This window comes from Cyanobium sp. BA20m-14, from assembly GCF_024346295.1.
This window is the reverse complement of record NZ_JAGQCR010000089.1, coordinates 1-11,470: the sequence shown is the minus strand read 5'-3', so window position 1 is coordinate 11,470 and position 11,470 is coordinate 1. Positions and strand designations below refer to the sequence as shown.

Sequence of the window (11,470 nt, the reverse complement as noted above, 5' to 3'; positions counted from 1 at the left end):
GCTTTGAAGCCGGCCGCCCCGTACTGGCGGTGCTGGATGTGCCGCCGCTGCGGCAGCGCATCGTGGCGATCCGCGGCCAGGGAGCCTGGCGCAATGGGCGTCCCCTGTCCCCCCCATCGCATCAGATCCAAGCTGCCGAGTGCGCCTCCCTCTGCAGTCGCTCGATAGGGGTGCTGCAGAAGCTTCCCAACCAGAGGTTCCCTGGAAAAATCCGCCTACTGGGGGTGGCCAGCCTCAATCTGGTCAGTGTGGCCATGGGCCAGACGGTTTCTGCCCTGGAAGCCACACCCAAGATCTGGGACCTTGCCGCGGCCTGGTTGGTGCTCAGCGAGCTCGACTGCCCGATGCGTTGGCTGGGGCGGTCGCCAGAGGCCATCGCCGCCGGCTCAGACCTCTCGGCGGCTGACTTCCCTGTGCTGGTGGCCGACAGGCCGGAAACGTTGAGCCGCTTCATGCCCTGGGCCGAGGCCTTGAACAGCTAATCGTTGGTTTGCCCCCGCCTAGGTGTTATGGTTATGGACTGCGCGCAAGGGAGAGATGCCCAAGCGAGCAGGCCGACAGCAGGGGAAGCGAGAGCGACCGGTGTTGTAGGTTTTCTAAGTTGCCGAGAGGCAACGTTCCGCCGAGAGCTTCCCGAGAGGGGGGAGGAGGCGGAAGCACCTGGACAACTAAAAAGTTTAGGAACTGACGCTTTCACTGCGTCATTGACCTGGGTTCTTGCGCCACCTGAGAGGGAGGCTGCAGAAGCTTGTGTAAGTGGCGAAATAGCAGTGAAGGTGTGAGGTCCCGTCAAAAAGAAACAAAGCGTGACGCGCCTATGGGTTGGCTTTAGTTGCCTTCTCACGAGGGAACAGAAGCTGGTGTGCCGATGGGAGAGGCGAGCGCGACCGGATCTGAGATTCGGGAAAGTCAAGAGGAAAGAAATTTCTGAATGCACTCTTTGCAACCTTCTGTCAGAGGAAGGGGCTCCAACTGCGACGCCTACGCCAGTGGGTTGAAGCGGGTGAGAAGCAAATCAGGTTGAGGCGCAAGCCAAGAGGACTTGACTACAACGGAGAGTTTGATCCTGGCTCAGGATGAACGCTGGCGGCGTGCTTAACACATGCAAGTCGAACGAACCTTCGGGTTAGTGGCGGACGGGTGAGTAACGCGTGAGAATCTGCCCTCAGGAGGGGGATAACGGCTGGAAACGGCCGCTAATACCCCATATGCCGAGAGGTGAAATGAATTTCGCCTGAGGATGAGCTCGCGTCTGATTAGCTAGTTGGTGTGGTAAAGGCTCACCAAGGCATCGATCAGTAGCTGGTCTGAGAGGATGATCAGCCACACTGGGACTGAGACACGGCCCAGACTCCTACGGGAGGCAGCAGTGGGGAATTTTCCGCAATGGGCGCAAGCCTGACGGAGCAACGCCGCGTGAGGGATGAAGGCCTCTGGGCTGTAAACCTCTTTTATCAAGGAAGAAGATCTGACGGTACTTGATGAATAAGCCACGGCTAATTCCGTGCCAGCAGCCGCGGTAATACGGGAGTGGCAAGCGTTATCCGGAATTATTGGGCGTAAAGCGTCCGCAGGCGGTTTTACAAGTCTGTCGTTAAAACGTGGAGCTCAACTCCATTTCGGCGATGGAAACTGTAAGACTAGAGTGTGGTAGGGGCAGAGGGAATTCCCGGTGTAGCGGTGAAATGCGTAGATATCGGGAAGAACACCAGTGGCGAAGGCGCTCTGCTGGGCCATAACTGACGCTCATGGACGAAAGCCAGGGGAGCGAAAGGGATTAGATACCCCTGTAGTCCTGGCCGTAAACGATGAACACTAGGTGTCGGGGGAATCGACCCCCTCGGTGTCGTAGCCAACGCGTTAAGTGTTCCGCCTGGGGAGTACGCACGCAAGTGTGAAACTCAAAGGAATTGACGGGGGCCCGCACAAGCGGTGGAGTATGTGGTTTAATTCGATGCAACGCGAAGAACCTTACCAGGGTTTGACATCCTGCGAATCCCTTGGAAACTTGGGAGTGCCTTCGGGAGCGCAGTGACAGGTGGTGCATGGCTGTCGTCAGCTCGTGTCGTGAGATGTTGGGTTAAGTCCCGCAACGAGCGCAACCCACGTCTTTAGTTGCCAGCATTAAGTTGGGCACTCTAGAGAGACTGCCGGTGATAAACCGGAGGAAGGTGTGGATGACGTCAAGTCATCATGCCCCTTACATCCTGGGCTACACACGTACTACAATGCTACGGACAAAGGGCAGCAAACTCGCGAGAGCTAGCAAATCCCATAAACCGTGGCTCAGTTCAGATCGTAGGCTGCAACTCGCCTACGTGAAGGAGGAATCGCTAGTAATCGCAGGTCAGCATACTGCGGTGAATACGTTCCCGGGCCTTGTACACACCGCCCGTCACACCATGGAAGTTGGCCACGCCCGAAGTCGTTACTCCAACCCGCAAGGGAGGAGGATGCCGAAGGTGGGGCTGATGACTGGGGTGAAGTCGTAACAAGGTAGCCGTACCGGAAGGTGCGGCTGGATCACCTCCTAACAGGGATACAATAACTAATCGTGATGTCTGAGTAATTTATTCTCAGGCCATGATTCTGTCATCTCTAAGGTCGATCGGTACCTCAATTTGAGAAGCAGTGAAGGGTTGGGCAACCAACCTGGAGATTGGTGAATCAATTTCAGTTCCTAAACTTTGTCTAGGTCACCCCAAAGCGGGTTACACTCCTGGGCCATTAGCTCAGGTGGTTAGAGCGCACCCCTGATAAGGGTGAGGTCCCTGGTTCAAGTCCAGGATGGCCCATTCGCGTTTGGGGGTTTAGCTCAGTTGGTAGAGCGCCTGCTTTGCAAGCAGGATGTCAGCGGTTCGAGTCCGCTAACCTCCATCCAATGTTTGCTCAGCCTTCAAGCCAAACCAGTTATGCCATTGCATAGAAACTAAGTGTGCCGCAGAGCACTACAGCAGGGAACTACAGCATGGCAGCTCAGCAGGGGAGTGCAGCCGTGTAGGTGATCTGGAAAATTTGCTGTTGATTTCAGCTTCTTTCCATCGATAGGATGGAAGGACGCTGGATTCATAATTGCCCCTTGAATGGGGCAGTGTGTATTTCAGCAGAACCTTGACAACTGTATAGGAAAGTCTGGAAATAAAGCATCTCATGGATGCTTGATTTTTAGCCCAATCGCTGGTTCAGCAATGGACCGGTATTGGGAGAGGAATCAAGAAAATTCTATTGAGTTTTAAGAGCCGAGAGCTTTCAGTTTTCTTACCTGTCCGCCGAGGACAAGTGAGTTTGATCCTGGCATTCAAACCGCATTAGTCACCGTAAGTAATTATGGAGTCTGGTGGAGGTGAATCCAGCGAGAATCGGCCTCAACAGCCGCGCGTAGCTCGAGAAATCGAAGCTGCCAAGAACTGGAAGTATAAATTGGTCAAGCTACAAAGGGCTCACGGTGGATACCTTGGCACACAGAGGCGATGAAGGACGTAGTTACCTGCGATAAGTCTCGGGGAGCTGGAAACACGCTTTGATCCGGGAATTTCCGAATGGGGCAACCCCTAGAACGGCCGCCTGAATCCATAGGGCGGCGCGAGCCAACCCAGCGAACTGAAACATCTTAGTAGCTGGAGGAAAGGAAAGTAAAAACGACTCCCTAAGTAGCGGCGAGCGAACGGGGAAGAGCCTAAACCGATGGATTCGTCCATCGGGGTTGTGGGACAGCAACGTGGACCAACGGAGTTAGAAGAAGCGTTTGAATGGCGCGCCATAGAGGGTGAAAGCCCCGTATTTGAAAACAAAGTTGGCCTAGCTGTATCCCGAGTAGCACGGAGCACGTGAAATTCCGTGTGAATCTGCGAGGACCACCTCGTAAGGCTAAGTACTCCTGTGTGACCGATAGCGAAACAGTACCGCGAGGGAAAGGTGAAAAGAACCCCGGGAGGGGAGTGAAATAGAACATGAAACCGTGAGCTTACAAGCAATGGGAGCCCGACTAATCGGGTGACCGTGTGCCTGTTGAAGAATGAGCCGGCGACTTATAGGCACTGGCAGGTTAAACCGGAAATGGTGGAGCCATAGCGAAAGCGAGTCTGAATAGGGCGATCGTCAGTGTTTATAGACCCGAACCCGGGTGATCTAACCATGGCCAGGATGAAGCTTGGGTGATACCAAGTGGAGGTCCGAACCGACTGATGTTGAAAAATCAGCGGATGAGCTGTGGTTAGGGGTGAAATGCCAATCGAACCCGGAGCTAGCTGGTTCTCCCCGAAATACGTTGAGGCGTAGCGTCTAGTGCTCCAGCAGGGGGGTAAAGCCACCGTTTCGGTACGGGCTGCGAGAGCGGTACCAAATCGATACGAACTCTGAATACCCTGTGTGTAACTAGGCAGTCAGACTGTGGGGGATAAGCTCCATGGTCGAAAGGGAAACAGCCCAGACCGCCAGCTAAGGTCCCCAAATCAATGCTGAGTGATAAAGGAGGTGGGATTGCCCAGACAACCAGGAGGTTTGCCTAGAAGCAGCCATCCTCAAAGGAGTGCGTAATAGCTCACTGGTCGAGCGATCCTGCGCCGAAAATGAATGGGGCTAAGCATTGTACCGAAGCTGCGGATTTATTTGTTCATTGAACAGATGAGTGGTAGGGGAGCGTTCCATGTGGGGTGAAGCGTTAGCGTAAGCGGGCGTGGACTGCATGGAAGTGAGAATGTCGGCTTGAGTAGCGAAAACATGGGTGAGAATCCCATGCCCCGAAACCCTAAGGGTTCCTCCGGCAGGCTCGTCCGCGGAGGGTTAGTCAGGACCTAAGGCGAGGCCGAAAGGCGTAGTCGATGGACAACAGGTCAACATTCCTGTACCTGTGATGTTTTGGGAAGGGGGACGGAGAAGGCTAGCCAAGCCAGATGTTGGTTACTGGTCCAAGCGTTCGAGGCGTTGAGAACCGGCGAAAACGGTTTGAGCTGAGGCGTGAGTGCGAGCTGCTACGGCAGCGAAGTTGGTGACGTCATGCTTCCAAGAAAAGCCCTATACCCGTTAAGGCATCATGGCCTGTACCCGAAACCGACACAGGTGGGGTGGTAGAGAATACCGAGGGGCGCGAGGTAACTCTCTCTAAGGAACTCGGCAAAATGGCCCCGTAACTTCGGGAGAAGGGGTGCCACCGCAAGGTGGTCGCAGTGAAGAGGCCCAGGCGACTGTTTACCAAAAACACAGGTCTCCGCTAAGTCGCAAGACGATGTATGGGGGCTGACGCCTGCCCAGTGCCGGAAGGTTAAGGAAGCTGGTCAGCGCAAGCGAAGCTAGCGACTGAAGCCCCGGTGAACGGCGGCCGTAACTATAACGGTCCTAAGGTAGCGAAATTCCTTGTCGGGTAAGTTCCGACCCGCACGAAAGGCGTAACGATCTGGGCGCTGTCTCGGAGAGAGGCTCGGCGAAATAGAATTGTCTGTGAAGATGCGGACTACGTGCACCCGGACAGAAAGACCCTATGAAGCTTTACTGTAGCTTGGTATTGTGCCCGGGCTCGCAATGCGCAGGATAGGTGGGAGGCTTTGATCATCGGCTTGCGGGTCGATGTGAGCCAACGGTGAGATACCACTCTTTGCGAGCTAGGGTTCTAACGGCCACCCGTCATCCGGGGGCCGGACAGTACCTGGTGGGCAGTTTGACTGGGGCGGTCGCCTCCTAAAAGGTAACGGAGGCGCGCAAAGGTTTGCTCAGGCTGGTTGGAAATCAGCCGACGAGTGTAAAAGCAGAAGCAAGCTTGACTGTGAGACCAACAAGTCGAACAGGGAGGAAACTCGGCTTTAGTGATCCGACGGTTCTGAGTGGAAGGGCCGTCGCTCAACGGATAAAAGTTACTCTAGGGATAACAGGCTGATCTCCCCCAAGAGTTCACATCGACGGGGAGGTTTGGCACCTCGATGTCGGCTCATCGCAACCTGGGGCTGAAGTCGGTCCCAAGGGTTGGGCTGTTCGCCCATTAAAGCGGTACGCGAGCTGGGTTCAGAACGTCGTGAGACAGTTCGGTCCATATCCGGTGCATGCGCAGGAATATTGAGAGGATTTCTCCCTAGTACGAGAGGACCGGGAGGAACGCACCTCTGGTGTACCAGTTATCGTGCCAACGGTAAACGCTGGGTAGCCATGTGCGGAGTGGATAACCGCTGAAAGCATCTAAGTGGGAAGCCCACCTCAAGATGAGTATTCCCATGGCGTAAGCCAGTAAGGTCACGGGAAGAACACCCGTTGATAGGCTCTATGTGGAAGCGCAGTAATGCGTGAAGCAGAGGAGTACTAATAGACCGAGGGCTTGACCATTACTCAAGCTCTTAGGTGTCAGCGATGACACAGCTTTTTTCCAGATTGTCACCCCCTTTCCTGTTGAGGTACGTCGCAAGGCGTTGCCTCTTGAGGTGATTGGTTGACTCTTCCTATGCAGTTCTCAGGGTTCAACCTGGGTGTGAAGACTATCCTGGTGTCCATGGCGCAGTGGAACCACTCCGATCCATCTCGAACTCGGTTGTGAAACGCTGCAGCGGCAACGATATTTGGGGGGCAGCCCCCTGAGAAAATAGCTCGATGCCAGGTAAAACTTTCATTCCAATAAAAAGCCACCCCCAGGGGTGGCTTTTTTGTTGTTTGGCTGGTTGCTTGATGTACCTGCGGCGGCGAATGACCCTGGCGCGATCGCGTCGATGCTGGAAGCCATTCTGGCTGGCATACCGCCTCTGGTTGAGATTCGACTGCGTTGATTTAAGCGCTGCTTTTGCCTATCACAGCCTTCAATCTTCATTCCCCGTCCTGTTGATAGCCCTCTCCCTGGCGGCGAAGTTGCTGGGGAGAGATGAGGGGCTGTATGAGCGGTTGATCTCCCTTGTGGCTGATTTTCTGCCGGCTACGGCTTTCCCCCTGTTCGCTTCAACCCTTGCCGCATTCCTGAGGCAGGGTTTTGGCGCGGGCCTTTTGGGCGCGGTTGTGTTGGTGATGACGGCCAGCAATGCATACCTCACCCTGCAGCGCGGTGCTGATCGTTTGTGGTGGGATCGCCCTTTTGGGCTGGAGGGCTTGTCCTGGCAGGAGCTGGTGATTCGCTACCTGCAGCTGCGAATCAAGGCCTTTGGTTTGGTTCTGCTGTTTGCATTGCTGATCGCTGTGGATCAACTTTTCACCAACATGCGCTTGTTTGGCTCAGCTGGTTTGCGGGATGGCTTGCTGAGCATCTGGCCCTGGGCGGGTCTGATTCAGCAGCCCGTTTCCTGGGGGTTGGATCTGGCAATTTCCCTGCTGCTCAGCGTCGGCGCTTCCCTGTTATTGCTCTGGGTGTTGCCGTCACGCCGAATTAATTGGCGCCCCTTCGTGCCTGGGGCCCTGTTGATTGGCATTTCACTCACCTTCCTCAACCTTGTGCTCGGCAGGGTGCTGGTGACCCTCGGCGTCCGTTTCCAGGCCTATGGACTTGTCGGTGCCGTGTTGGTGCTGAGCCTTTGGGTTTGGTTGGTCGGGGTAATCATCTACTACGGCCAGTGCCTTTCCGTTGTTCTGCACCGGCGCTCCCGCGTCAGGATGGGACTTCCCTGAGGCCCCAGGCCAGCTAGCTGAGATGCAGCGATCAAACACCTGGATCTGGCTGCTGCTGTTGGCCCTGCTTTTGCTTGCCCCAGGCCCGGCAGGGCGCTTTCTGCTCGATCTTGTCGGTGGCCTCACCCTGCTTTTTCTGCTTTTGCCCCTGTTGCTGGGCGCGGCTGGTTTCGTGGCTTGGCAGGTGCTGCAAAGGAGGCTGCGCCCATGCCCGGCCTGCGGTTTCACCAGCACTGCCCCCGACCTATGCCCGGCATGTGGCTCCCCCCTCGACGGCGGTGCCAGCCCAACCTCAAGCCAGGACCAGCTCGATGCCAGCAATATCACCATTGACGTTGAGGTCGTTGAGGAGGATTAGGCCAATGGGCTGGCTTCTGCTGCCAGCTCGGCCAGCCTGCGCTCCCTCAGGTACAGAAATAGGGGAGCCCCGCAGGCAAAAGCGACTGTTACTGAGCAGAGCAAAACCCAGGCCAGGCCGCGCATCTCCAGTCGGCGACTCTCCTGCACTATCCAGATCACCACAGCTGTGGCCCCGATAGCCAGATCCCGCGAGAGGGAACCGGCGGCTGGATTGGCATTTGCCAGTTGCACAAACAGGCCCAGATCGAAGCTGGATCCGTATTCGCGAATGAATTCGATGTTTGCAAGCCAGGGCAGCACCGCCCCGGCGATCGCCAGGGCCAGGTAGATCCACTTGAGCAGGGGGTTGCCAGTCGCTGGCTTGTTGGGTTGGGTGCTGCTCACGGGGAATCGCTGAGGGGAACGGGCGTTTCACTGCCTTCATTCCACACCATCACCTCCTCTTCCACCCTACTTAGCAGGACCTCGCAGCGATCCAGATAGCCCCGGGCCCGTCGATAGAGGCCGGCCATCTCCTCCACGTCGAGGTCATTGGCCTGCAGGGCCGCCAGGGTGAGTTGCAGGGCAGTGTGGGCTTCGTTGTAAGAGAGATCGCTTTCGCCAGAGCTGTTTTTGGTGCTTTTGGCCTTGGGCATGGCTCAGGACTCGACCAGTTCGGCGGGGCCGTAAATCTCGCGCACTTCCGTGCCCACTTGGCCATCGCCCAACTGGAGCGCCAGGAGGTCCCCTTGCTTCAGTTGCTGGATCGAGCGCACCAGCTGCCCATCGGCGTTGTGCACCAGGCTGAACCCCCTTGCCAGTTGATGCTGGGGCGAGAGGGCTTCTAGCAATTGCTGCGCATGCAGCAGGCCGGCCCGTCTGGCCGCCAGCAGGCTGCGCGGATGCAGGATTTCCAGTCGCTCACGCTGGTGGCCGAGACGCTGGCGTTCCCCCTGGAGCCGCGCCCTTCCCAGCTGTCCCAGATGGACGGCCTGTTGCCGCAGCCCTTGGTGGACCGTTACCCGGTCGGGCAGCAGGGCCACCACGGCGGCCGTGGGTGTGGCCGCCCGCAGGTCGGCCACCAGGTCGGCGATGGTGGTGTCATCTTCATGGCCAATCCCACTCACCACCGGCACCGGGCAGTTGGCCAGGCAGAGGGCCAGTTCCTGGTGGTCAAAGACCGCCAGATCCTCCCGGCTGCCTCCGCCGCGGGCAAGCACCACGGCTTCGATGCCCATCGCTTCGGCCTGATTGCCGACCCGTATCAAGGCCTCTGCGATTTGCCTGTGGACGGGCCCCTGCACTGGAATCGGAACCACCAGCAGCCGGGTGGCTGGCCAGCGCTCGGCGGCCGTACGCAGCATGTCGGCCAATGCCGAGCTGGGGCAGCTCGTCAGCAGGGCGATGCGTTGCGGGAAGGGGGGCAGGGGCCTTTTGCGGGCTGGATCCAGGAGCCCTTCGCGGGCTAGCTGGTCGCGCACCTGCTCAAACTGGCGAAGCACGCTGCTGAGGCTGGGCCGGATATCCAGGGCCTGGACGCAGAGGCTGGCCCGACTGCTCCAAAAATTCAGCTTGCCCACCACCACCACGCCGTCCCCATCGCCCGGCACGAAACTGAGCTTGGCCAGCTGGGAGGCCCACACCACCGCCGTGATTGAGGCCTGACCATCGACCAAGGTCATCCAGAGATGGCCCTTCTTGAGCTGGGGTCTGCTGACGGTGGCATCCAGCAGAAAGCGGGGCGCAAAGCCGCGCTCCAGCAGGCTGGCCACGGCCCCGTTTAGCTCCGCAACGCTGTAGCGCGGGATGGTGGGGCTGTCGCCCGATCCTGTCATTGCTGGAGTTGGCGGTAGCAATGCCACCAGTAGGCGCTGACCAGGCCCGCCCCAAGGGCAACCGCCTGGCCGATCGGTTGGTCGATCCTGATCAGGCCCGCAGCACAGATCACCAGGGCAGTGCTGAGCAGCCTCGACCCATCGCGGCGGTTCTTCACGTAGAAGCGAGCCAAGCGGTGCATTCGAGAAGCTGCCAGTTTGGACCAGCCCTGGGCCGGGAGCCCATGGGGGCGACTACGGCAATCGGCTCGCCTGGGCCTTGGCCTGAGCCTTGGCCTTGGTCAGGGCAGTGGCCTGGGCCTGGCTCGGATCTTCTGGCCAAGGGTGTTTGGGATAGCGCCCCCGCAGTTGCCTGCGCACCTCCTGGTAGCCGCCCTGCCAGAAGCCGGCCAGGTCCTGGGTGACGGCCGCGGGCCTCCCTGCCGGGGTAAGGAGCTGCACGGTCACGGCCAGCTGGCCCTCGAGCACCGTGGGGTTGGCGCTGGCCCCGAAGAGCTCCTGCAATTTCACGGCCAGCACCGGCAGGCCGCTGCTGTAGTCCAGCTCCACCCTGCGACCGGAGGGCACGGTCAGGCCCGCCGGCAACAGCCGCTCCAGCTGGGGGCGCAGGCTCCAGGGGCAGTCACCCCACAGCGCCTCCTCCAGGGGGATTGTCTGCAGATCGTCGCGGCTGCGCAGGCCCGGGAGCCGGGGGCCGAGCCAGGTCTCCAGTTCGGCGAGCAGCCAGGCCTGGCTGCGATTGGGCCAGGGATCGCCGAGGTGTTGGTGGGCCAGGCTGAGGCGGTGTTGAAGTTGGCGGCTGGAGCGATCCCAGGGCAGCGCCTCCAATCCCAGCTGCCGCAGCCCATCCAGCAGCGCCCTGCCGATGGCCTCGGGATCGGCACCGTTCCAGGGCTGGCGTTCCAACACCAGGGATCCAAGGCAGATGCAGCGTTCGCTGCGCACCCGCTGGGCTTCCCCATCCCAGCGACTCTCCAACTGGGTACGCCCTAGCCCGCCAGGCTGCCGGGCCAACTCGCGCAACTGCTCCGGATCCAGGGCCAGCGCCAGCTGAATCCGGGCTTCCTGACCCTGGCCGTCGAGCTGGGCAATGGCCAGGGCGGGGCTGGCCACCAGGGGGTCGCCTGGATGGAGAACGGCACCGCGGCCGCCGCTCAACAGAAACCGACCAGGCCTGCCGGGCCTGGCCAGGGCCAGCCGCTCCGGGTAGGCGGCGGCTACCAGTTGGGCAGCCGAGTCGGCGATGCTGCCAAGCCGCCCTGGCTCCGTGGCCGCTGCGTGGGGGGGATGGGGTGCCAGCTGGCGCACCTGGCGCCGCAGCTGGGCCTGAATCTGCCGCAGCTGTCGCCGGCGGCCATCGGCCGGGCTGTCCGCTGCCAGCCAGTCGAGGCGGCGCAGCAGGTCGCAGCCCGCCTCCTGGCGCGGCAGGGGATCCCGCTCGCTTAGCAGCACCGCCAGGGCGCAGGCCAGGTCGAGCTGGCCGCGTTGCTCCCCGAGCAGCAACAACTGGGCCAGGCGCGGATGCAGCCCCAGCTGGGCCAACCTCTGACCGTGGAGGCTCAGGCGGCCTTGCCCATCGATGGCGCCGAGCTGGCTGAGTTGCTGGCGGGCTTCCTGCAGGGGCTGCGCTGGGGGCGGATCCAGCCAGGCCAGGCTGGTGCCCAGGGGGTTGCCCCAGCGGGCCAGCTGCAGGGCCAGGGGCATGGGATCGAGCTCCAGCAGTTCCG

The 11,470-nt window shown here is 59.5% G+C and carries 8 protein-coding genes, 2 tRNA genes and 3 rRNA genes; 8 read left to right on the top strand and 5 right to left on the bottom strand.

Annotated features, from left to right (window positions below; translation table 11 throughout):
- The 8 genes from KBZ07_RS09725 to KBZ07_RS09690 all read left to right on the top strand — a co-directional run.
- A partial coding sequence (locus KBZ07_RS09725; RefSeq protein WP_315860158.1) for an inositol monophosphatase family protein occupies window positions 1–482 on the top strand: 482 nt, incomplete at its 5' end.
- 566 nt (window positions 483–1,048) lie between these two features.
- Window positions 1,049–2,534 (top strand): 16S ribosomal RNA (locus KBZ07_RS09720).
- A 187-nt stretch (window positions 2,535–2,721) separates the two neighbouring features.
- A tRNA-Ile gene (locus KBZ07_RS09715) sits at window positions 2,722–2,795 on the top strand.
- A gap of 9 nt (window positions 2,796–2,804) precedes the next feature.
- Window positions 2,805–2,877: transfer RNA gene (locus KBZ07_RS09710), tRNA-Ala, on the top strand.
- Window positions 2,878–3,422: 545 nt separating this feature from the next.
- Window positions 3,423–6,309 (top strand): 23S ribosomal RNA (locus tag KBZ07_RS09705).
- Between the two features lie 153 nt (window positions 6,310–6,462).
- A 5S ribosomal RNA gene (rrf, locus tag KBZ07_RS09700) occupies window positions 6,463–6,579 on the top strand.
- Together the 16S, 23S and 5S rRNA genes with 2 tRNA genes alongside form the textbook arrangement of a ribosomal RNA operon.
- A 66-nt stretch (window positions 6,580–6,645) precedes the next feature.
- Window positions 6,646–7,569 carry a YihY/virulence factor BrkB family protein gene (locus tag KBZ07_RS09695; protein ID WP_315860157.1) on the top strand — a complete coding sequence of 308 codons (924 nt, stop codon included), beginning with the start codon at window positions 6,646–6,648 and terminating at the stop codon, window positions 7,567–7,569.
- A gap of 22 nt (window positions 7,570–7,591) precedes the next feature.
- Complete coding sequence (locus KBZ07_RS09690; RefSeq protein WP_254931423.1) at window positions 7,592–7,927, top strand: hypothetical protein; 336 nt, start codon at window positions 7,592–7,594, stop codon at window positions 7,925–7,927.
- Here the strand turns inward: KBZ07_RS09690 and KBZ07_RS09685 are convergent.
- The 5 genes from KBZ07_RS09685 to KBZ07_RS09665 form a co-directional block, all read right to left on the bottom strand.
- Window positions 7,924–8,313, bottom strand: coding sequence for a DUF2834 domain-containing protein (locus KBZ07_RS09685; RefSeq protein ID WP_254931422.1), 390 nt, complete (start codon window positions 8,311–8,313; stop codon window positions 7,924–7,926). The two genes, KBZ07_RS09690 and KBZ07_RS09685, sit on opposite strands and share 4 nt — an antisense overlap.
- Window positions 8,310–8,564 (bottom strand): exodeoxyribonuclease VII small subunit, encoded by a 255-nt coding sequence (locus KBZ07_RS09680; protein WP_254931421.1) that lies wholly within the window; start codon window positions 8,562–8,564, stop codon window positions 8,310–8,312. Before KBZ07_RS09680 ends, KBZ07_RS09685 begins: the two co-directional genes overlap by 4 nt.
- A gap of 3 nt (window positions 8,565–8,567) precedes the next feature.
- Window positions 8,568–9,743, bottom strand: coding sequence for an exodeoxyribonuclease VII large subunit (gene xseA / locus KBZ07_RS09675; RefSeq protein WP_254931420.1), 1,176 nt, complete (start codon window positions 9,741–9,743; stop codon window positions 8,568–8,570).
- A complete protein-coding gene (locus tag KBZ07_RS09670; protein WP_254931419.1) occupies window positions 9,740–9,925 on the bottom strand; it encodes a hypothetical protein in 186 nt (61 codons plus the stop codon). Before KBZ07_RS09670 ends, xseA begins: the two co-directional genes overlap by 4 nt.
- Before the next feature lie 52 nt (window positions 9,926–9,977).
- The coding region (locus tag KBZ07_RS09665; RefSeq protein WP_315860156.1) for an ATP-dependent helicase C-terminal domain-containing protein at window positions 9,978–11,470 on the bottom strand (1,493 nt) is incomplete at its 5' end.